General features: G+C 42.5%; 15 protein-coding genes and 1 pseudogene. 6 read left to right on the top strand and 10 right to left on the bottom strand.

The genetic code is table 11. The features are described from left to right. Positions 1-8 precede the first annotated feature (8 nt). From AC3WT9_RS14010 to AC3WT9_RS13990, 5 genes are all read left to right on the top strand, one after another. Positions 9-1,127, top strand: coding sequence for an ABC-three component system protein (locus tag AC3WT9_RS14010; RefSeq protein WP_492407675.1), 1,119 nt, complete (start codon positions 9-11; stop codon positions 1,125-1,127). Positions 1,128-1,130: 3 nt separating this feature from the next. Beyond that, entirely contained in the window at positions 1,131-1,613 is a 483-nt protein-coding gene (locus tag AC3WT9_RS14005) for a three component ABC system middle component (protein ID WP_492407674.1), read from the top strand. Positions 1,614-1,615: 2 nt separating this feature from the next. Next, a complete protein-coding gene (locus AC3WT9_RS14000; protein WP_492407673.1) occupies positions 1,616-3,622 on the top strand; it encodes a DUF3732 domain-containing protein in 2,007 nt (668 codons plus the stop codon). Between the two features lie 370 nt (positions 3,623-3,992). Further along, on the top strand, positions 3,993-6,080 hold the full coding sequence (locus AC3WT9_RS13995; RefSeq protein ID WP_492407672.1) for a retron Eco8 family effector endonuclease: 2,088 nt from the start codon (positions 3,993-3,995) through the stop codon (positions 6,078-6,080). A 258-nt stretch (positions 6,081-6,338) separates the two neighbouring features. After that, a complete protein-coding gene (locus AC3WT9_RS13990) occupies positions 6,339-7,364 on the top strand; it encodes a reverse transcriptase family protein (protein WP_492407671.1) in 1,026 nt (341 codons plus the stop codon). Positions 7,365-8,253: 889 nt separating this feature from the next. Here AC3WT9_RS13990 and AC3WT9_RS13985 read toward each other — a convergent pair. The 10 genes and pseudogenes from AC3WT9_RS13985 to AC3WT9_RS13940 all read right to left on the bottom strand — a co-directional run bounded on the left by AC3WT9_RS13985 (position 8,254) and on the right by AC3WT9_RS13940 (position 21,148). Then, a complete protein-coding gene (locus AC3WT9_RS13985) occupies positions 8,254-9,516 on the bottom strand; it encodes a right-handed parallel beta-helix repeat-containing protein (protein ID WP_341095349.1) in 1,263 nt (420 codons plus the stop codon). 384 nt (positions 9,517-9,900) lie between these two features. Then, the gene (locus tag AC3WT9_RS13980; RefSeq protein WP_341095347.1) at positions 9,901-11,034 is read right to left on the bottom strand and encodes a glycoside hydrolase family 88 protein; all 1,134 of its coding nucleotides are present in this window, start codon (positions 11,032-11,034) and stop codon (positions 9,901-9,903) included. After that, positions 11,018-11,695 (bottom strand): DUF2264 C-terminal domain-containing protein, encoded by a 678-nt coding sequence (locus AC3WT9_RS13975; RefSeq protein WP_492407711.1) that lies wholly within the window; start codon positions 11,693-11,695, stop codon positions 11,018-11,020. The genes AC3WT9_RS13980 and AC3WT9_RS13975 overlap by 17 nt, the downstream gene beginning before the upstream one ends. Before the next feature lie 81 nt (positions 11,696-11,776). Continuing rightward, a pseudogene (locus tag AC3WT9_RS13970) lies at positions 11,777-12,711 on the bottom strand (DUF2264 domain-containing protein); the annotation flags it as partial. 188 nt (positions 12,712-12,899) lie between these two features. Beyond that, on the bottom strand, positions 12,900-13,925 hold the full coding sequence (locus AC3WT9_RS13965; protein ID WP_341095343.1) for a glycoside hydrolase family 88/105 protein: 1,026 nt from the start codon (positions 13,923-13,925) through the stop codon (positions 12,900-12,902). A gap of 39 nt (positions 13,926-13,964) precedes the next feature. After that, positions 13,965-14,846 carry a carbohydrate ABC transporter permease gene (locus AC3WT9_RS13960; RefSeq protein WP_341095341.1) on the bottom strand — a complete coding sequence of 294 codons (882 nt, stop codon included), beginning with the start codon at positions 14,844-14,846 and terminating at the stop codon, positions 13,965-13,967. 12 nt (positions 14,847-14,858) lie between these two features. After that, on the bottom strand, positions 14,859-15,815 hold the full coding sequence (locus AC3WT9_RS13955) for an ABC transporter permease (protein ID WP_445744988.1): 957 nt from the start codon (positions 15,813-15,815) through the stop codon (positions 14,859-14,861). Between the two features lie 73 nt (positions 15,816-15,888). Next, positions 15,889-17,517, bottom strand: a complete 1,629-nt coding sequence (locus tag AC3WT9_RS13950; protein WP_341379404.1) for an extracellular solute-binding protein — start codon at positions 17,515-17,517, stop codon at positions 15,889-15,891. 259 nt (positions 17,518-17,776) lie between these two features. Beyond that, on the bottom strand, positions 17,777-20,152 hold the full coding sequence (locus AC3WT9_RS13945) for a helix-turn-helix domain-containing protein (protein ID WP_341379403.1): 2,376 nt from the start codon (positions 20,150-20,152) through the stop codon (positions 17,777-17,779). A gap of 126 nt (positions 20,153-20,278) precedes the next feature. Further along, positions 20,279-21,148, bottom strand: a complete 870-nt coding sequence (locus AC3WT9_RS13940) for an AraC family transcriptional regulator (protein WP_341095335.1) — start codon at positions 21,146-21,148, stop codon at positions 20,279-20,281. A 115-nt stretch (positions 21,149-21,263) separates the two neighbouring features. Here AC3WT9_RS13940 and AC3WT9_RS13935 point away from each other — a divergent pair, with 115 nt between their 5' ends. Further along, positions 21,264-22,784, top strand: a complete 1,521-nt coding sequence (locus AC3WT9_RS13935; RefSeq protein ID WP_341379402.1) for a glycoside hydrolase family 31 protein — start codon at positions 21,264-21,266, stop codon at positions 22,782-22,784. Positions 22,785-22,827 lie beyond the last annotated feature (43 nt).

The following is a 22,827-nucleotide window of genomic DNA, read 5'->3' as shown; positions in this document are numbered from 1 at the left end:
AAAGTAAAATGGGAGCTTTGGTTGGAATTGAAACAGAAGATGACGTAGTCCGAATCGCTAAAGATGGAGAAAACCATATATACGAACAAGATAAACATTCTATATCCAATAACATTCCGTTTGGTGATAATAGTAAAGATTTATGGAATACTTTATGTATATGGCTAAAAGCTGCTGCGGAACCAGGATTTGATTTAGAGAATACTGAATTTCATCTAGTTACAAACAAAATAGTTAAAGATGGTTTAGTTGTAAAAATTGGAAAGGCAACCTCCAATCAGGATTGCATTACGTGTTCGGACACAATTATAACTCATGCCGCTAATGTCCCAGATGGTATTAAGAAGTATGCAGATAAAGTATGTGAATATGACATAAGCCTTCTTCGGAAATTATTAAGAAAAATTGTTTTATGTGATGGCAGTAATAGCAGTCATGGTAATAAATTGAAAGAAGAAATAAAATCACTATTACATATATCAGAAAGTCTCCCTTTTGAAGAAATTTATAATTCTTTACTGGGATGGGTTCACAGTACCGCTATGCATTGTTGGCGTAATAATAAGCCTGCTTGGTTATCCAGAGATAAATTTACTGAACACTATCAAAAAATATTAACTAGATATAATAATAAGCGTTTTATAGAAACAGATAAATCTCTTATCACTCTTTCACTGGTAGATAAAGAATCTCAATATAATGAGTTGTTTGTTAGACAACTGTATTTAATAGCCTTGGAACAAGATGATAGTCTCCTAATTAGTTCTATTGAAGACTATTTACGATGCAATCACGAGAGAACTCGTTTCAGTATTGAAGGAGATATAACAAAGGAAGAAATGGATAGATTTGATCAGAATTTAATGGATAGATGGGAAATTATCTTCGCTCAATATGATCGAAAATATAAAAGATCTTTAAAAACTTGTACGGATGCCAGCATCTTAGGCGAAGATATGGGAATGGAAATTCTCACAAAGACATTAGAACATAGGGAACCATTAGCAAATCAACCTACAGAACAATATTATTTAACTCGTGGTAGCTACCATAGGCTTGCAAATAATAAACAATTAGCTTTGGGTTGGCACCCTGAGTTTAAATTTTTGCTGAAACAAGGAGAATAACTATTGGACCATTTAGATGAGTATGAAATAGTTCAAAATGTAGCCCTCGCTTCTTTAGTTCTTTGGTCATTTTCTGTAAAGTATTACTCCACTACTGAGGAAAATAAAGGTGTCGATATACAAGCTCTTATGTTAATCCTGCCACTAGTTTTTAATGAAAGTATTGTTAATTCTATTCACAGGAGAAATTATAAGAAGGGATTTTTTGTAGCATTAAATGACAATAGGAGTTTTTTTGTAGGGTTGCAAGAAAGAACTCAAAACATGTCAAAAATGACTTTTAGTGCTATTAATATGTGCCTCTCTAGCAAACTCCTCATGTATGAACAGGAAACTTGCAATTTTATACCAGTACGGACTTCTGTTCCAAAATACAGTGAAAACGAAAGTATTAAGCGAATGATTGCAGCGTCTGATCGTCTTGGTTATTGGTTTGCAACGATTGACTTCTCTGAACTATGTCATCTGTTAAAAGTGAGGTTTTAACTATGGATTTTAAGATAAAACATATCATATTGTGGCCAAAGGACAAAAGTAAAAAGGAAAGAATTTTAAGTTTCGATGTGACCAAAATTAACGTTATTACTGGTGATAGTCAGAAAGGGAAATCCTCTATAATCCCCATAATTGATTATTGTTTAGGAAGTTCTAAATGTACAATTCCTGTGGGTATCATTAGAGAAAAAACCGATTGGTTTGGTATTGTTGTGGCAATCAAAGGAGAACTGATATTACTAGCTCGTAAAGAGCCTGGAATACATAGCCAAAGTGGTGATGTATTCATTTTTGAAAATGTAGACCTGGAAAAACTACCCAGACCTGAAGCAGAACGCAATGTTGAATTTCTGAAAAATAAACTTAATGAAATTGCTACCCTTCCTTTCCTAACATTATCAGATGAGAATGATAGTGAATCTTCAAACAAAAGAGCCAGTTTCAGAGATTTTTCAGCTTTTCAGTTCCAACCTCAACATATAGTAGCAAACCCATATACTCTTTTTTATAAGGCTGATACATATCAAAACAGAGAGAGATTGAAGAATATATTCCCACTTGTCCTTGGTGCAATTGATAAAGAAATTCTATATTTAAGACAACAACTGAAAGAGTTGGAAAAGGAGCATAAACAGAAACAGAACGAGCTTTCTGAAATAAAAAAGATCAATTCTCATTGGTTCTATAATTTGAAAAGTTACTATGCTCAAGCAAAAGAATACGGACTACTCTTAAATCCCTCTAGTTCGGAATTAGGCTGGTCTACGCAAGTATATATAAGTCAATTATCAGAAATACCAAAAAGAATTCAATCACAGACGTTAACATTTAAGAACATAGATACACAAGCTGCTGTAACAGAGCTAAGTAATTTATTTAAAGAAGAACTTAATCTCTCTCATGAAATTGGCTCTCTGAGACAGAGATTATATAAAATGACTAGACTTTTTGAATCAGAAAAGCTATATCAGGAATCTCTTGATGCGCAACAAGAAAGGTTACAACCGTCTAATTGGTTAGTTCAGTTACTAGAGCCTAAAACAGTATGTCCATTTTGCGGTTCTGAAAACAGTAAAGCACATGATGAAATACATCGGCTTTACAATTATCAATCAAAAATCAGTTCAACTTCAAATAACATTGAAAAATCCTCTGCTATGTTAGATAGGGAAATTGTTAAACTTAGAATTCGACTAAAAGAATTAGAAAGTTCACTGAACTTCATCAGAAAGCAAAGAACTGAATTAGAAATAGAATCAGAGGAAGTAAGAAGAACCAGACAAACTGAACAAGAGATTTTTCGATTTATTGGGCGTCTAGAAAAATCACTATCTGATTATAAACTAACGCATGAAAATAATGACTTAGAAACCGAAGTAAAAGCACTGGAAGAACAAATTTTTATTTTAAAACGGAAAATAGATCCTAAGGGTATAGAGGCAAAACTTAAATTAGCTTTAAATACAATCTCAGAAAAAATAAATAGGTATGCGGATTTTTTAGGTGTTGAAGATGCAGATCAGCCAATTGAACTTGATATAACTAATTTAACCTTGAAAAAAAAATCCGGGCAAAGGGAAGATTATCTTTGGGAAATTGGTAGTGGTGCTAACTGGATGGGGTATCATGTGGCCACTCTACTCGCCTTACATGAGTTTTTTATTGATTTGAAATGGAACCCTGTACCTCAATTCCTTATCATTGACCAGCCTAGTCAAGTATATTTCCCTGAAAAAATTGTACAGAGTAGACCAGAAGATCAAGCTGAGGAAGGAAAACAAATTACTTCCCCTCCTGCTTTTAGACAAGAAGATATAATACGAGTTCAAAAAATTTTCACTGCTCTTTCAACCTGCTTAGGTTTAACAAAACACTCCGTTCAGTTGATAATTATTGAACATGCTGATGAAATTACTTGGAGTGGCACAGAACAAGACATCCATGTAGTTGAAAGATGGAGAGGAGAAAAGGAAGCGTTAATCCCTGAAGATTGGTTATAGAAATGAATTAAATCTCGAATTAAAAAATCCTTGTTACGTAATTCAGTGGCGCTGGAGATTGTGCCATTAGTATATATAATCAATGTAAATACATTCTATAATGAGCGAAACCAGATACATTTGACGTTTACTAGTTCCTGCTCGGTTATATCGTTAATGAGGCAGTATTAGGAAAACGCTACAGCTTATTTACAACATAATTCTCAGTTTTTTTTGAGGACAAAAGCCAGCAAATTCCTTTAGGCTGAGATCTGCGATATTTATACAATAATGCAAAACATTCAATGATAATTTTGAAAAAGAATAATTAGAGCCAAAACTATTATTAAATTCCTATCACCCATTTGATATCAGAAAAGGGCGTAATTAAGTGTCTATCACAAAAATAACAATTAAAAACTGCAAGTCAATCGATTTTCTTGAGCTTAATTTAAATAAAAATATAAATTGTTTTATAGGTATCAATAATGTTGGCAAATCAAACATTATGAAAATTATCAATTTTTTCCACACAAACCTAACTAGAGAGTTTTATGATGACTCAATGTTTAGTAAAAGTAATCCTTATAACGATGAAATTGAAATTTCAATAGAGTATGATTTTACAGAGTTAATCAATAAAGTACAAGGTAGTATACACACTAATAATGTGTTTTTAGATGACTTTTTTTCAAACATTGACTTTAGTCAATTTCAGAATGGTATAGACCCTTCGAATGAAATTGGAGATAAAATAAAAAGATATGTCGATAAATACACTTTAAAAGATACATGTACACTTACTTTAAGATACAATCGTCAAGATAAATCAATCAATTGGAATGTAAAAGAGTATGAATTTCGTGCATTTATTTCTGTTAGATTCCCTATTTATTTTTTAGAGTCTAGAAGTATTGATTTATATAATTGGGAATCGATTTGGAAGCTTATAGGGGAGATAGCGCCTTTTAGAAAAAAAGTTTCTATAAAAGGGAACATTAAAGGGGTTTTTGAATTAGATGATGAAGTACAAGATAATTATGATACGGTGATTCATGAGATTATTTCAGAAATTGAAAAATCAAATATTCGAATTCAACAATCAAATATTTACGAAAAGATCAGCCAGATTATACAGCTTCAATTAGGTGGGAATAAATTCGAGTACGAAGTCCATCAGTTGAACCAGGGTTCTTATGGAATGAATTCATATTCATTTATGAGTTTATATGTGAAATTAATCTTACGTCTTTTTAATAATAAACATTTATCAAGTCCAATGATAATGATAGACGAACCAGAACTTCATCTTCATTTAAAAAAAATAGAACAATTTACAAGAGAAATCAAAGAATATGATAGATTCTCAACAACTAAATGGATTTTTGCAACTCACTCACCGACTTTTGTAAAGAATATAATAGTTGAGCACAATGAGTATGAAATGTTTCACATAACTAATACGGAATTTTATAATAAGTCCTATGTATCAAGATTAAATGGTTTTAAGGAAAAAAAACATAGATTAATTTCGGATAACGAAGCTAATTTATTCTTCTCTGAGGCATGTTTATTTGTAGAAGGAGATACAGAGTTAGAGGTTTTTAATAACAAAAATCTGCGTATTTTGTACCCTGAATTGAATAAAATCGATATATATGCTTTCGAAGGCAAGGAAGATAAACTTAAACTAGTTAATCCAAATGATAGAAAAAGCAAAATAAACTATTTAGTTATGATGGATATGGACAAGATATTGAATTACTCACCTAAAAAGAAGAAGTTCTCAATTTCAGGTAGTTCTTACTTAAATGTGATGAAAAATAATAACATAATTAATCGTGAAAAGTATCATTATAAAAGGAAATTTAATGATACTTTTAGAGTAAGGGCAGAAATTACACAAAAGTTAACTTCAATTAATTATGAGGTGGACTCTACTGGACTATGTATTGAACAAAGTAATGAGCGAGCAGAACTGGTAGAACTTATCCAGCATTATTATGGCCAATATAACTTCATCCCATTAGATTCCACTATTGAAGGTGCAATTATCAATAAGAGCAACTACCATCTTTTTCACAAATGGATTCAAGAGTATGATTGGGATCGAGAGAAATTTGATAATCTGTACGCCACTTTACCGTCAGAAGAACATAAAACTACATTTCTTAGATTGATTTTTTTTGGGAAAACAGATTTCTTTAGTAGTGAAAAAGAAAAAAACAATAATAATAATAATAATCAAGACTTCCTAGGAAAGTTTCGAATAATAAAAGAGATTCGTAATCAATTAAAAGAATCAACACTCGATTTTGGAGACAAGACAAGTGGATGGGTTACCAATTATCTAAATTGGTTCTTTGATAATAAATTAAATATAGATAAATCTGATGAGATATTTTTGAATCGAAACTTATTTCAAGCGAGTTTCCCCGAATTAGGAAAAGTTGTTGAGAAGCTCAAAAAAATGGTATAAAATTATCTAAAGGTATGGGGTAAGTAGTAAAATCAGAAGTAGTTATTATTATTGACTACAGATGCCATGATGACAGTTGTTTTATCCCTTATACAAGAAACTAAAGATCTCTTGTGACGTTCCAGTAACGGGGAAAGGGAAAATCCATGGTTTAAGGCCTGCTAATTGTCGCACTTTACACGTATACGCTAATTGGCCTATATTATTATTTCGAGGTTCTCGGATGTACTTACCCCTTGCTTTTCTAGGAGAGTTTAGATGCGAATTGAGAGTTTAAGTAAATTTGAGAAAAAAGTTCTTCGTGGTAGTGTATCTCAGTACGTTGATCTTCTAACTGAAGAACTTCAATTTACTGCATATTATGAGAAAATAATAAAAAAGAAAGATAATTCTGATAGAATTATTCAATGTATAGATAGTGAACATTTGTTATATGGAATTCAAAAACAACTAAAAAACAATTTTTTTGACTTCATTCCACTCTCTAATCATGCATACGGTTACGTTAAGGGTAAATCATATTTCGATTATCTTACACCACATGTAAAGCATGTTTATTATTTGAAGCTGGATATCAAGGATTTCTTTCACTCTATCAAAGATAAAAAGCTAAGAGAGGTATTGGAATATTATATCGATGATGTCAGTGTTAATGATGAATTAACGCTTCTGGATTTTATTATTAAAGTTGCTACTATTAATAATAGTCTTCCTCAAGGAGCAGTTACGTCACCTGTTCTTTCAAATATCTATTTCAGATACTTAGATATCAGAATATCAAGATATTGTCGCAAGTTTGGGATTACTTATAGTAGATATGTCGATGATTTACTCTTTTCATCAGATAGTTTATTTCTTCATAAGAAGGTATTTATTAATGGAATTACAAAAATTCTTAAGAGTCAAGGATTTCAATTAAATCTTAAGAAGTTTAGGAAAGCGAAGGATGAAATATCTTTAAATGGGTTTGTAGTCGGTAAAGAAGTTCGTTTATCTCGTAAAAAAACAGCAATCATCTCAGCAATTATTCATTGCTATCAAAATTCTCCCAACAAAACTCTTGAGGAACTATTGTCGGAGATTGAAAAGAACTTTCAGATAAAGGTCAATATACCGAAACTTCATAATTTTTTAGCAGGTTATAGATCCTTTTTGCTTGGTTTATTACCTTTTGATAGTGTGGGAGTCATTTCTGAGGATTTAACAAGAACCAACAAAAAAATTCTATATAAAATAAATGAAATAGAGAAAATATTAGATTTAACTGCTCCCATTATTTTATAGATTCCTTATAGTCAGGTGTTTGACCGCACTTTTTCTGTTCTGAGATTCGTCGAAAATCTCCTGAAAGATTATTAAATAAGACCTTAAGGCAGAAATATAAGACTTCTGCCCACTATTTTGCTAACATATTTGCTAACATGGCTGCATATCCCAATCCCTGAATGCAGAAGTGTTTTGAACAAATAATAGCCGTTAACCCGCGTGGTTAAAGGATTTATGTGCGATCTTTCATTAGTGTAGATGTGGAGCTAAAGGGGCTACTTCAAGACTTAAAATCCTGCGGTACGTGAGTACCGTACGGGTTCGACCCCCGTCCTCGGCATCCTTGATTTATAAGGGTTTTTCCGGAAAACCTTGGTTTTTAAAACAACTTGGGAGAGAACTTTTTAACGAGTTCTCTCCTGCAGTTCTCTCCTTTTTCCGAAGGAGAGAACGAGGAGAAGATCGCATGACTCTCATGAAATATTGAGGGCTGTGCGATCTTTTTTATTAAAAGACCAAAACACCGCTCATTGTTGATACTGAAGATACTTTGGAACTGTATTCCAAGTGAGAGTAAATGACTGTAAGACAGGACTTTACATAGCTGCTGAAGGCTTTCTTGACATTAAGAGTGAACTTGTCATCGTTTTCTCATCTAGTTTCACCCTTACTCATCTTTTAAATTGATACTAATAACAATCATAAGCTGTATGTGTTCGCAGTAATAGACGTTTATCAAAGTTTCGAAGCATTTCACCTCTTTGTTCTAATGAGTGGCAGGGGGACTACCGTCTGAGTACTAGTGGTATGTTCAATCGAGCCAAAAGCTAAAATAAAAAAAGACTCAGGGATAAATATCACCTGCAGCCTTATTCATGTTATTGGGTCTGTAAGGAAACCAGATGTCTTATTTGTCAGCAAGATAGCCTAAATCGTATTTGAAGAGAGGACTGGAGGATACAGGCTTCATAAATGTAACATCAGGTAAGTTGCCGTCTGATTTTCTGGGTGCAGATAATTGGGACGTATCCAAGCTTACAAAATCTTCGGAAGTGATCTGAAGACCACCATCAATTGTCCAAGAGTTATTGGCTACATTTTCTGTTGAATTGTTATCATTTCTTATTGTTGTACCTTTGTAAGCAATGTTATTATGTAAAATTTCTCTGTAACCAGGTATGTTGTTTATATCAGTTGGACTAACCCGTTCTAGCATATCAAAGTTAGATTTAGCATTGTTATAGGCTGTGTTATTAGTCCAGTTAGCGGATTGTCCTGGCATATGATTAGCATAAAAGCCATTAGCTCCGTTATTAACAGCTAAGGAGTATTTAACGGTATGTATCGGCAAGGGATCTGGAATTCCAGTTGTTCTGTAAGCATATCCGCCAACCTTAAACCCATTTTGGTCACCTACACCATTTTGATTCCCCTGATTATTAAACGACCAGCAATGGTCATAAATCACTGCTCCGGTTGAACTGATACTGTCAAAACCATCATCACTGTTATTCCAGGCGCGGGAGTTAATGAAAGAAACAGCTCCTCCATGAGCACCAAAACCATCTGTATTTTTAGCAGATACATCAGTAGGTCCAATATTGTTATAAGCATCCGAATTCAGGACAGTTCCTGTTCCACGTCCAGTATAGTAAAAACCAATCGCTTCATTATTATGAGCAGCCACATTAGTGATATCGGCTTGCCCTTTAATTCTAAAGGCTTCAGATTGCTCCCGTTCCCCTACTTTAATCCCTATGACATCAAATCCATTGAACGTGATGCCAGTCACACCATCTTCAACATAAAAAGCAGCGACACGTAAATTAGTAGGTACATTTTGAAAATCGAAAACAGGGCGTTCTCCAGGATAAGCCACATAGGAAATCCCGCTCTTGATAAAATCATTTACATAATTGTAAGTACTATCGGTTTTTGCAATTTCAAACTCATCATAAACACCTCCACGAATATATACGGTTTCCCCGGAGGACGCTGCTGATTGTGCTTTCATCAAACTCTTAAATGGTTTACTTTCGGTTCCTGGATTGCTGTCACTGCCAGCCGGTGAAACGTAATAACTTGCTGTACTTGTTGCATAAACAGAGAATGCCATGAAAAATGCTGCAAGCATACAACCGATCACCAACAAACTACCTATTTTCTTCACAAAATCTTCTCCCTGCAAATTGAATTGGTATATCCTATATTCTATCGTTATTATTTCATGATTATTTCATAGGTCTTTTCAACTGAATTTTTCATTTTTAATTCGTTTCAGAGGTAGAAGCAATCATAGGTAGTTAGGAGTAAAAATGGATATCCAGGTACGGTTGATCGAAGGCAGCATCAACATTTGAGACATATGTGAGACGCGGCGGCATGGTAAATTCGATTGGGCGTCTTGGTACGAGCGCTGTAAACTTCTTTTGTTCCATAAAAATGCTCCCCATACAGTAACAGGTTTTTATTATTTCACCTGTCTACTATATGGGGAGCATATCTTTTCGGGACCCCCTATTTCTATGAAGAATTAGAGGTTAGCGGCCTCCTTTTACCAAATCAAAAAGTCTCGGTCCAGCAACCGAAGGATTGCTTCCAGGAAAAAGTAGTCGCCGTAAATGATTGGTACTTCCCGGTCCGACTCCCGGTGATACTTTCCGGAGCCGTGGGAGACGATCGAATCCATTTCGGGGTTCCACTCACAGAATTTCTCGTCGATCTTTCTCAAGAGACGGACCGCCGCCTTTATATACAACCCTTTCTCATACTCGCCTACAAATTCCGATAGCTCCAGCAGTCCGCAAGCGGCGCATACGGCGGCAGTCGTATCATAATAAACAGGCTCCTCCGGCGAACGGAAATCGATGACCACCTCGTAATCATTCACGGCCGCACTCGCGATGAAATAATGCGCCGTCCGTTTGGCGGCATTCAGATATTCCGGCTTCTTGGTATACCGGTAGGAAAGCGCCATGCCATAGATGGCCCAGGACTGGCCGCGGGTCCAGGAAGAGCCGCTTTCATACCCTTGGCCTCCCGGATTATCCAGATACTCGCCGGTTTCCGTATCAAATTTCACTAAGTGATTGCAGGAGCCATCCGACCGCAATACGTACAGTAGCGCCATATCTGCGTGCTTAATTGCAATCTGCTTTAAGCCGGAGTCCTTTCGCTGGTCAGCTGCCCAATACAGCAGCGGCAGATTCATCAGGCAATCCACAATGGCGATGCCCTCCAGCCCTTCATTCCAGGCGCGGATATATTCTCCGGCTGGCTGGAACCGCCCGGCCAGAATACCTGCTGCATGAAGCCCCCGGATTCGGGATTGCTTATTTCCTGTGAGCCGGTAATCGGCCACTGCCGTATGTAGCCACAAAAATCCCATGTCGTGATCCAGGCCTATATAGTCAGCGAACCCTTGATCCAGCCTTGCTTCAATTTGTTCAGCCGTTTCTTTGTACACATCGTCCTTGGTGGCGTGGTACATCTGCCACAGGATGCCGCCCCAGAAGCCGTTTGTCCACCAGACAAGATTACGTTCTCCCATGTCTTCGTAGGTTCCATTGACTGGAATATAGGGCATGATCGGGCCGGTGCGCTGACACTCTGCTTTTAATTTTATGGCAAGCTTATCCCAAACTTGGGCCGCCCACTGGCGGTCTGCTTCACTAACTGCATATCTCATAACCGTTTCCACTTCCTGTCCGTATTTTGACGTCTGCAAAGTCTGTTTCAATTCTGGTTTCGACACGAATTCTTCCCTTGGGAATCCGGTATTCGATGGCAGGGATGATCGTTGTGGGGAAAATCAGATTGGTATTGGGCGCGCTGGTGATGACCATCGCTTTGCCGGTTTCGGAGGCCGCAGTGCTTCTGCCGTTAGAATCTGTGACCACAGCTAGCGTGCCGCCCGCGTGGCTGCGGGTCTCTCCGGGCAAGTCCGGATAAGCAAAGCCGCAGTCGTAAGCGGTGCATTCCAGCTGACTTGTGATGATGTGGCGCCGGATATGCCCCTTAGCGGTGGGAATCAGCCATGTCTCCACCTCGATGCCTTCTACAGGGCTCCATTTGGAATATACCTCTGTTTCGGTGACGGAAAATTCCAGGCAACCTCTTCTTACGTAAATCATATTGTGAACGGAAAAAGCCAGCATACTATCGGTTCCTGCCTCGTGCAACTGGCAGTACGATCTGGGACAGCTGAAACCGAACCGGGTGGAATAAGCGAATTTCGCATATTTTTCCGCTGCGTGGGTAAGCTGCAGAACCGGATATTGCCCACTCGTAAGCGCCGTAACATCATACCCCCTGCGGCTGATGAGCATATTACACTCTGGGATGACCATCTGTTTTTCCAGCTTGGGCAAGGGTTCGCTCTTCACTTTCCAGAACTCGTGTTCCGCGGGAAGGGCGAGGAGGGCGAAGGTTTTGAAGGCCCAATAGGGGGAACCGGAGGCATTATATCCCTCTGACATATTGAGATTCGGATACGCATAACCGATGGATAACACGCCGCCATTGTCATAAATGGGCTGCCGGAGCCACTGCTCCATATGCCGCCCGATTAGCCCTTTGAGTACCCCCGGCGGTAGGACATCCAGCTCCAGCATGGCGCTCATGCTCCAGAAGGCCGCCTGTGCAAAGCGGTAGGTCATGGACCTTCCGAAGGGCAGCGCTTTGCCTTCATCATCAAACCAGTAGATAAATGTTCCGGCAAATTCTTTGGCTCTTGCTTTAAACAGTGCTGATCTTACCGGATCTTCCTCTTCCATAAACTTGGCGTACAGGAGGCAATAAAAATGAATGGCAAAGGATATATAGTAATCCTTTTGCGGCCGCAATCCATCGGAATACCAGCCATTCCCAAATAGAAGGACTCATATTTAGCCATCGCCTCCTCCATCCGCTCATTGCTATAGGGACTTCCCACATGCTTCAGGGCCAGGTTGGTAATGACATTGAAATACTGCCAATTGTTTTCGGCCAAGGAATACAGGTTAATCTGACCCAGCCATGCTGCCAGATGGGTGCGGCTATGCTCCGCCAGAGGTTCCCATAATTTCTCCGGAATCATCAGCAGACCAAAGGCGATGGCGGCCATTTCCACCATCCGCTGGTCTTTATCATGCAGGTCTCCCCAATATTCGGGAGCATCCGGATTTGTCCCGCTGGCAAGCCCCTCCAGATAAACCGGAAGCAGGCTTACATCTTCACCGCCGCCGGCCCAATAAGGGACCAGCCCCCATAGCAGCCGTGAAAAGCCTTCCATGCCGGCAATCCTGTTCCCGTATCCGGCCGTTTCAGCACCAAGCTGAAGTCTTGCCTTTCCCGGGCTGAAACGACCCTTTAAGGGCTCTATCATGGAAAGGAGCAGGCCTTCATAAAATTCTCTGCTGCCATAATCCGTTACTGCTTCCATAGCTGTCATCCACCTTTCTGCGCATAGTCAAGCCACTGTGCGACATAAGTCCAATCCATCAGATAGGGAGTGGCAGCAACAGCCGCCACTCCAGGATCAAGCGCTCTGGTTATACATTCATAACAAATAGTCTATACTTCCCGGTGGTTCAAAAGAGATGCGAGGAATACAAGAGTCAATCCTTGCCCCCAGCCTTGTATCCGCTGGCGCGGTACTCCCATGTAGCCTGCTGCATTCTGCATTACTGCCGTACCGGCAGACACGTTCTGTACCGATCCATCCGGGGATATGCTGGACAGAATGCCGGCAGTCGCCCGGTTGATAGCCTTGTTGTAGAGCTTGCCCTTGGAGAGCAGAGCAGCGGCAATACCAGCCGAAGCGGAGACTTCAGAATAAGACTCAGGATTGGTAAGTACCGTCTTCCATAATCCATCCTCTCCTTGCAGGCGTACCAAGGCGCTGAGCTGGTCTCTGAGGGAACCATCAATGACCATGAATGAAGGATGGGTAACATGAATCATCCGCAGGGCGCGGGCCATCGTGATAGCAGCCCAGGCATTGCCTCTCCCCCAGAATATTCCGGACATATTAGTCTGTGACACATGGTCCCAGCCATGGCAGTACAGGTTGGTTACAGGATTCTGAAGGAAACGCTCATGCCCATGATATTGCAGTATTCCATCCTCCAGATAATCCTCACGCCCCAGCAGATGCCCGATTCTTACCAGGAAATAGCCGGCCATAAATAGCGTATCCACCCAAGCCTGCTGGGGAAAGTTGTAAGCTTCTGAATTCACGGTGTGCTGGAAGACCCCATCTGCAAATCTCACGGCATCGTGCTTCAGGAATTCAGCCATCTGCACAGCATGATCCTTGTATACGTTATCCCCGGTAGCCTGGTACAAAGAAAGCAGGGTATGTCCAATGGACACCGCATTAACGGTAAGACGGGGTAATCCGTCTTCCAGCTGCTCATCTACCCATTCCTTCAGTTGATTCATATATTCTTCTTGGCCAGTTGCTTCATATGCCTCTGCGACTCCATAGAAGGCCACGCCTCCCGGCCAGTCCCAGTCGAAATCCATTTGAAAGGTCCGCTGTACCACACGGTCGAGGGCATCGCGGATCGCTTGTTCGTCGAATTGTAAAACAGTCATTACTGTCTTCCACCTTTCTGCTATATATGGGCTGATCGGTCAACCTTTCACCGCACCGATCATAACGCCTTTCTCAAAGTACTTTTGCACAAAGGGATACACACACAGGATTGGGACCGTCGCTACTATTATCGTGGCATATTTAATGGTTTCTCCAATCATGAATTGATCAGCCGAGCTGGCTCCTGTGGCCATGTTGTCCGTCGAGTTGGAAATCAGGATTTCACGGAGGATCAGCTGAAGCGGGAACAGGTTGCGGTCCTTCAGAAAGATAGAGGCGTAGAACCAGGCATTCCATTTCTCCACGGCATAATAGAGGACCATCACGGCTACGACGGGCTTAGATAAAGGCAGAATGATCCGGAACAGGATCGTCAAATGATTGGCTCCGTCAATCTTTGCCGATTCCTCAAGGCTCTCGGGAATGGCGGAGAATGCGGTACGCATAATAATCAGGTTAAAGGTGCTTACGGCGAACGGTATGATGGTTGCCCATATGGAATCAATCAGACCGACTCCCTTTACGATCAAATACATCGGGATCAGGCCGCCGTGGAAGAACATCGTGAACACGATCAGCAGGGTAAAGGCACTGTTCCACATTACATTTTTTCTGGATAACACATAGGCCGCTATGGAAGTCAGAAGCATGTTGAGCGTGACACCGAAGATCAGAATGAACAGTGTATTGCCATAACCTTTGATAATGCCGGGATTACTAAAAACGCTTCGATAGGCTTCTAAGCTGAAGCCTAACGGTTTATATAAAAAACCTTTGTTCGCAACCAGCTGTGAGGAATCACTGAAAGAAGCGAATAGCACATATAAAAGCGGGTAGAGCGTAACTATAACAAGAAGAATCAGAGCGGTATTAATAATGAAATCAAATGCCTTATTTTTGAAGCCTTTTTCGGCATGCATAACGGTTTCCTCCTACCAAAGACTGGTTTTATTGACTCTGCGGCTGATATAATTGGCCGAGATCAATAGAATGAGATTAACGAGCGAGTTGAACAGACCTACAGCTGAGCTGTAGCTCCAGCCGAATTCCAGCAGGCCTTTACGGTACACAAAGGAGGAAATCACGTCAGCCGTTTCATAGGTTACGGGATTGTAGAGCAGAATGATTTTCTCAAAGCCGACATTTAGCATATTGCCCATCCGGAGGATAAACATAATGGTAATTGTGGGTATGATTCCGGGAAGCGTAATGTGCAGCATTTGCTTCAGGCGGTTGGCACCGTCAATCCGGGCTGCTTCATACTGTTCCTGATCGATGCCCGCCAGGGCGGCAATATAAATAATTGATTCCCAGCCGACTTTCTGCCAGATTTCGGAAAGAATATAAATCGGGCGGAACAGACCAGGCTTCTGCAGCATAGCGGTTCCGTCATAACCGATCCAAGAGAATAATGTATTAATAACCCCGTTGCTGTTGGTGAAGTCCGTGATCATTCCACAAATCACGACGAGTGAAATAAAGTAGGGCATATATGAAAAGGTCTGCACCACACGTTTGAAGGACTGATTCCTGACTTCATTGATAAGCAGAGCCAGTATGATCGGAGCCGGAAACATAAATACAATAGAATACAAACTGATGACTACCGTGTTTTTTAGAATCCGCCAGAAATAGTAGCTGGAGAAGAAGTCCTGAAAGTGCTGGAGTCCTACCCAGTCACTGTCTACAATCCCTTTCATCGGTGAAAAATCTTTAAAGGCTATAATCGCCCCATACATCGGTGCATAATGAAAAACAACGTAATAGAGCATCACTGGGATCATCATGAAATACAACAGTTTGTTCAGTTTGAAATCCCGGATGAAACGATGCTTGAAGCTATTATTTAGGGTAGTTTGTACTCCCGTCATTGGAGCTAGTTTGGCCATGGTTTCTCTTTTCCTCCTTACGGGAGCAGAGCAGGGACTGTTTGTTCTGTCTGCTCCCGGTGTGGCTTGTGGTTTAGCGCTTCAAATACCGCTCCAGCGCTGCCTGTTTAATTTCAATGGCACGCGAGAGCTTGACGGAATTAAGTTTTTCCAGATATTTATCATAGGCATCCAGCGGCTCTGTACCCAGGATAATCTTTAATGTCATTTCGTCCACCAGCGTGTTCACATCGGCCATGATGTTGGCGAATTCTGCACTTTCTTCAGGAGTTGGCGTAACGAGCGGAAGCTGGTAGTTAGCCATATCTGTATTTTTCCATAAGGCTACCGCGTCTTGCTGTTCCGGCAAGTTCAGGTATTGCTCGGAAACCCGCTTATCGGAAATAAATGGGCCTCCGGTATTGCCCCGGATATACAGAGACATGGCTTGAGCAGGGGCCAGCTTGTCGGGGTTGTTCATGATAAGATCAGTGAATTTCGGACTGCCGTTTTCCATGGTGTAGCTGACGCCTTCGATTCCGAAATTAAAGAGCAGCTGTCCTTCCTCGCTGTAGCCATAATCGAGCAATTTGACCGCCAGCTCCGCATTCTTGGATGTTGCCGAGATGGCTACCATCCCGCCGGTGGAGTAGGCATAATCCCGTTGACCGAACTTTGGCGTGGTGCCTTTTTCGAGAACCGGATAAGGCGCAGCGACAATGGAGGCCTTGGCATCTATTCCTTTGAGGATAGGCGTCCACTTGCCGATACCCCCGCCTGAGTTAGCCCAGGTAGCTCCTGTCGCACCCGACGTAATGTTGGCATCCATCACCTTGGAATCCACTGTAGCCACATCTTTATCCAGCAGCCCGTCAGCATACCACTGATGGAACAGGCTCAGGAATTCCTTATAGCCCGGCTCAGCCGGACCGAACTTAACCTTTCCATCCTCCAGATAGAAATCGCGGGTAACGCCAAATGCGCCAATAAAAGCACCGTTCCCGAGCTCATTGAAGACACGCGGCTTGCCGACAAAGGAGATCGGTGCAGCAGCTCCTTTTTTCTCCTTAAACGCTTTCAAAGTAGTGGTCCATTCGTCGATCGTTTCAGGTACGGGCAGACCCAGCTCATCCAGCCAATCCTTCCGGATCACCGGACCCTGGAACGTAAGCTGGGTTTCATCTACACGGATGAAAGGGAAGGAATAGTAGCTTCCATTGTCGGTTTTAACCATTTTCTCAATCTCGGGATGCTCTTGCAGATACTTCTTATAATTCGGCGCATATTTGTCAATCAGGTCATTGAGTTCCAGGATGTAACCGTCTTTGATTGCCTTTTCCGGGCCGCCCGGGAAGTTGAAGAAGTTATACTCCAGCAAATCGGGCAATTCTCCTGAGGCCAGCATCACGTTGAAGGATTCGTCGACCTGGTTAGCCGGAGGGGTTGTGAAATCCACTGTAATCCCTGTGCGTTTCTGCCATTCCTGATAAAAAGGAACCTCCGCATGCGCGGACTTCACCCCCGTCAGATTGTTAGGCAGTGCTCCCCAATAAGTGAGCTTGGTGTCCGTTTTCAAGGGGTATACCACTGCTGATTCTGATGACATGTCCGGGCTGGAAGCTGGTTCGTTCTCAGCGTTGTTCTCCGAGCATCCCGCAAGCGCGCTGCCCGCTAATAGGAATGTCATAAGAGAAAACATTAGCTTTCTGCTTGCTTTTCTCATTCTTGTTAACCCTCCCTGAGTGTACTTCATTAACATGTGCTAAGAACCTGCTGCTTCGCGGCGGTTCATGCCATAACTATAAGGTCAGCCCGGTGTTACTGTACATGCGCAGAATATCCAATCGGATTGAAAAGGGCGCCGTGGGATCGGCAATTTAGACAAACGAATAGGCAATGGGAATATAACCGGACTTTTCCAGTAGGATTGACATAAAAAATCCCCGCCTGTCATGGATGGTGACAAGCAGGGGGAGGGTGGGTTAGTCCTCGGCGATCTCTTTATACTTGCCTGGGGTAATCCCTTCAATTTTCTTAAACGTGCGGATATAAGTGCCGACATCATTGAAGCCTGATTTCTCCGCCGCCTCATTCACCGTCAACCGCTGCTCCGTAATTAACTGCTTGGACCAGGCAATCCGCTTCTTATTGATCATATCCATCAGCCCTTCCCCGGATTGTTCCTTGAACAGCCTGGACAGATATGTAGGCTTCATATCAAATTGCTGTCCGAGCAGAGAAACATTCAAGCCCGGATCGGTATATCGCTCATCAATAAAGGCCGATACCTTGTTGATCAGCTCACTCAAGGCCTCTTGGCGGTTCTCCTGAACATGCTGCAGCCGCTTAGCACGGGCATAGTCGCACACTTCACTAAGCATACCCTCAAGCTGCTCCTGCATTTCTGTAAGCGTCTCTGACGAATAAAGTCTGTCGATGCGTTTAGGATTCTGGATCAGGATGTTGTTCTGACTGGCAGTCAGTTCTCCGATGCTCTTGATCAAGGTGCCGGCCAGATCGAGTATAAGACAACGCGCTAGCGGCAGCTTTACAGGGTGATTTGAGAAATTCATCTGCAGGATTTCATCTAGGGCGCCTTGAGCCGCCGGGAAATCACCTACTTTAACATAGTTAATCAGCTGTTGCTCGCTCTGAAGAGGGTAATAATAACCTGAATCGGTCTCTGCCCGGATGTTATATCTCTGGATGTCTTCATAGGACAACACTTCCTGTTTGCCCATAACCAGCTTATACTCCATAGCCTCCAGAGCTTCCTGATAAGCTTGAGGAATCTGATGAAGTCCGCGGTGAACCTGGCTGATAGAAACGGTAATATAGATACTGTACTTATGCGCAAGAAACTCTTGGGCACTGCGGGCCGCCTGAAGCAGATCATCCGCCTGCTCCTCTGCAGGGATCTCAGACAGGCTGATCAGACAGGGCATCGTCTCATCTGTCTCAACCAGATAGCCCCGGTGTCTGACATTGACAAGCTCCTCCACCACATTCCTCACAATAAAATGCAGCAGCCGCAGCTTCTCATCCGCTGTTTTTCCTTGAACACGTTCGAGGAAGATGTCCACATCTTCCAGATAAAATAAAAGGATGCCGAAATCTTCAGAGAGCAGCTGAATATCAAAGGCACTCAAAGCTTCAGCCAAAGGAAGCTCGTGTTCTTGCTTGCCTTTGAGTAATCTCATGATGTAATTAGAACGGAGGCTGTAGTGCTGTTTCTTCATTTCCAGCATCATATTGTCCATTTCATTCAAAGTGCTGTCCACCGCCTGCTGGATAAAAAGAAATTCGTTCGCTCCTTTCTCCCGGAGAGATACTTTATTATTGAAAGCGCGTACAATTCGCTGGATCGGATTATAGTTTTTACGCAGAAAAATATATGTCAGACCTCCGCCGCCGAGCAGGCTGGCCAGAATGCTCATCACCGTCAGTTTGCGGACCAGCTCCGCTTTTTTCCAATAGACTTCACTGGGAATCATGGAAATATATCTGAGGCTGGAAACTGCTGACTGAATAGAGAATACTTCGTACTGCTGACCTTCGGACTCCCAGATGAACATGCCGCCTGCACCGGGCTGTTTGCCGAAGGGCAACCGGGCAGGAAGGTCAGTATTCGAATTGGATACGAGCACATTGTTGTCGGAATCTGCGATCACGACATGTCCTTTACTGAAGGCTTCGATGTTAAGCAGGGAGGAGAGTATTTTGGACTTGTCGAGCAGAATCACATTAGCGCCTAAGGGCTGATCATCTTCATAATCATAGGTGCTTACATATGCGAGCGCTTCCATAGAAACGCCATTCTCGTTCGTACGTTTCACGGGCACGAAGCCTTTGAATTTCTTCCTTTGCAGAATATCAATCCACTCTTCATAGCTTAAGCTATCGGACTGGTGATTCTCAGCGTAGGCAAATCTTGTGTTCCGGTAAACTCCGGGAAGCAGGATGGTATCGCGGGAAGCCAAGTAGATATAGAACAGGTCTGTCTCCGAATAAGCAGATTGATAGAGGGACATGTCCTTGGTGGCATCATGGAGATCATACATGTATTCTTCAGGAAAGATGACATACTTGTGCTGATCGACCAGTTCACGGAACTTCGTATTCCAATTCAGCTCGAAGTCCAAGCGGTTGACCGCGTCAATCTGCTTATCCATCAGTTCTCTTAATTGTTTGAGCAAGGAATTGTTGGCCAGATGAATTTCGTCAGTGAGCATCTTGCTGGACTGGTAGTATACAATCGAGCTCAATGCAACCGGAAGCAGCAGCACGGCCATATAAGATAAAGACCAGGTCAGCAGCACACTCCTGCTATTGAACCATTTGTTCTTTATTTTCTCCATCAACATTCTCCTGTCAGAACTGCTATTTTTCAACATCGTTTATTGTACATGGCCAGCCTGTTGAATACAATTGACATTCCTGAAACACTTTACTTTACAGCATAGGTTAATAGCATGATGATGTGGCTACTCATAATAAATAGCATCATATGGGAACTCAAGCTTCTTCATCCGGTAGTCTTTCGGGGTCATTTCCATGTGTTCACGGAACACTTTGCCGAAGTAGCTGGGACTGTCAAAGCCGCATTGCCGGCCTATCTCCTGAATGGAGAGATCGGTAGTACGCAGCAGAGAGACAGCGGCTTCTACCCGCCGTTCCCGCAGATAAGCCAGGGGAGAGATCTGATCGGATTTCTGGAACAGCCGGCATAAGTGATGCTTGTTGATTCCGCAGTGTTCAGAAAGCATGTCAAGAGTCAGCGGAGCTGCGTAGTTCTCCTTCAGATACTTTTTGGCCTTCAGGATGATTGAGCTGGTAGCTGCGCTAATATCTTTGGTGACCTCCCGGCTTGTTCTGACCAAGGTCAGCATCCAACTGTAGATCTCAGTAGACAATACATACTTATCGGTAATCTTCTCTTCGGAAATCTTCCGCAGCAGTTCCTGCAATCCCGTGATGACGGGAGAAGTTGCCTCTCGTTGAATTACATGTCCCTCCTGTTCTATGATCATCTTCCAGATCCGATTGGCTTCTTCGCCTCTTAGATTAAGCCATAGAATTTCCCAGGGCTGCGTCTGATCATTGTAGTAGTATCGGTGTTTACTGGGAATTTGGACCAGAAATCCGGAACCTTTAGGCACAGGCACGATCTGCTGATCCACATCAATCCAGCCCTGGCCGCTGAGTGTATATTGGAAAATGACATGTCCTGAATCCGGCCGTTCGTCACCAGAGAAACTGTATTCAGTACTTCTGACCCTCTGCCAACCAATAGAATCCAGAGTCAAGATTGATTTATCTTCATTTCGAAAAGCATAAGAAGATGGCTCTAACATTGACTGACCTCCTGAATATAAAAAATCAATTTTGTTATATTATAAAGCAAAACTTTTAGATTGTCTCCGCTTCACTCCAAAGGTAAGATCGATTTAGATAAAGGAGTGAAGTCAAATGCCAAAATCTGAACAGCTTATAAAACTGCTCCCCGGTGAATATTGGTGGGGCGGCCGCACTGCAGATGGCAGAAGCATGCCTTATGGTCTTACTTTGTTCAAGGCTGATCTGGATGAGAACCATCACGGAAATCAGGCCTGTCCGCTGCTGATATCCAGTAAAGGAAGATATCTGTGGAGTGAAGAGCCGTTTGAGTTTCAGTTTGAACCGGATTACCTGACGGTGGCCGGAAAGGGAGATCTAATTACTGGAGAAGGATATGACAGCTTAAGAGGTGCGTTCGGGCATGTATCCCGAACCTTCTTTCCGCCTGCTCCAGGCATACCCGAAGAACTGCTGTTTACCGCTCCGCAGTACAATCTGTGGATCGAATTGCTCTACGAGCCGACTCAAGAAAAAGTATTGCAGTATGCCCGAAAGGTACTGGATCTCGGGATGCCTCCGGGGGTCATCATGATTGATGACAACTGGCATGAGCCTTATGGCACTTGGGTCTTCCATTCCGGCAGATTCCCCGATCCAGCGCGGATGGTGCAGGAGCTTCACGCCATGGGCTTCCAGGTGATGCTATGGGTATGTCCGTTCATCAGCCCGGATTCGCTGACGTTCCGCAAGCTTGAACTGGCTGAACTGCTTTTGAAGGACAGGGATGGAAAGACCGCGATCCGCAAATGGTGGAACGGTTATAGTGCAGTACTGGATTGTACTAATCCCGAAGCTGTGAAATGGATTCACGACCGGCTTGATACGTTGCAGCACGAATATGGGGTTGACGGCTTCAAGCTGGATGCCGGTGATGCGGATTTCTATGAGCCTGATGATCAGGCGTTCATTCCTTCAACCCGCAGCGGGCATAGTGAAGCATGGGCTAGAGTCGGCCTGAAGTATAGGCTGAATGAATACCGTGCCTGTTGGAAGCTGGCTGGACAGCCGCTCGTGCAGAGGTTAAAGGATAAGAGCCATGAGTGGCAAGGCAACGGACTTGATGCTTTGATCCCTGACGGACTGGCGCAGGGTCTGCTGGGTTATGCATACACCTGCCCGGATATGATTGGCGGAGGCGAATACATGAGCTTTACTTCGGCCCAGTTTGATCCGGAGCTGTTTGTCCGTTATGCTCAGTGCTCAGCGCTATTCCCGATGATGCAGTTTTCTGCGGCCCCTTGGCGGCTGCTGGATGAGACCCATTTAGGCTACTGCGTAGAAGCAGCTAAGCTTCATGCTCAGTATGGTGATGAGATTCTTGAGCTTGCCCGGCATGCATCCCGCACAGGTGAGCCGATTATGCGCCATATGGCATATGAGTTTCCCGGACAAGTCATGGAGCCTGTTCAAGACCAGTTTATGCTGGGAAGCTCTATCCTCGTTGCTCCGGTCATAGACAAAAATGTACGTAAGCGCAGCATTGTTTTTCCCGAAGGAAGCTGGACCGGGGATGACGGGAGCGTGGTGGAAGGGCCGATAATCCATGAAGTTGAAGTGCCTCTGAGCCGGCTTCCGTATTACCGGAAGGGGTAAGACTCAGCTGCAATGATAATATGCATATAAAGAGAAAGCCGGC

This window comes from Paenibacillus sp. EB106-06-01-XG199 (assembly GCF_058791575.1).
This window is presented reverse-complemented; position numbering and strand designations above follow the sequence as displayed.

Excerpts from the sequence above, each read along its gene's own strand:
- AC3WT9_RS13955 (WP_445744988.1), bottom strand. The coding sequence starts at position 15,815 with ATGGCCAAACTAGCTCCAATGACGGGAGTACAAACTACCCTAAATAAT.
- AC3WT9_RS13935 (WP_341379402.1), top strand. The coding sequence starts at position 21,264 with ATGCCAAAATCTGAACAGCTTATAAAACTGCTCCCCGGTGAATATTGG.
- AC3WT9_RS13960 (WP_341095341.1), bottom strand. The coding sequence starts at position 14,846 with ATGCATGCCGAAAAAGGCTTCAAAAATAAGGCATTTGATTTCATTATT.
- AC3WT9_RS13950 (WP_341379404.1), bottom strand. The coding sequence starts at position 17,517 with ATGAGAAAAGCAAGCAGAAAGCTAATGTTTTCTCTTATGACATTCCTA.
- AC3WT9_RS13980 (WP_341095347.1), bottom strand. The coding sequence starts at position 11,034 with ATGAGATATGCAGTTAGTGAAGCAGACCGCCAGTGGGCGGCCCAAGTT.
- AC3WT9_RS14000 (WP_492407673.1), top strand. The coding sequence starts at position 1,616 with ATGGATTTTAAGATAAAACATATCATATTGTGGCCAAAGGACAAAAGT.
- AC3WT9_RS13945 (WP_341379403.1), bottom strand. The coding sequence starts at position 20,152 with ATGGAGAAAATAAAGAACAAATGGTTCAATAGCAGGAGTGTGCTGCTG.
- AC3WT9_RS14010 (WP_492407675.1), top strand. The coding sequence starts at position 9 with ATGGGAGCTTTGGTTGGAATTGAAACAGAAGATGACGTAGTCCGAATC.
- AC3WT9_RS13965 (WP_341095343.1), bottom strand. The coding sequence starts at position 13,925 with ATGACTGTTTTACAATTCGACGAACAAGCGATCCGCGATGCCCTCGAC.
- AC3WT9_RS13940 (WP_341095335.1), bottom strand. The coding sequence starts at position 21,148 with ATGTTAGAGCCATCTTCTTATGCTTTTCGAAATGAAGATAAATCAATC.
- AC3WT9_RS13975 (WP_492407711.1), bottom strand. The coding sequence starts at position 11,695 with ATGGTCATCCCAGAGTGTAATATGCTCATCAGCCGCAGGGGGTATGAT.
- AC3WT9_RS13990 (WP_492407671.1), top strand. The coding sequence starts at position 6,339 with ATGCGAATTGAGAGTTTAAGTAAATTTGAGAAAAAAGTTCTTCGTGGT.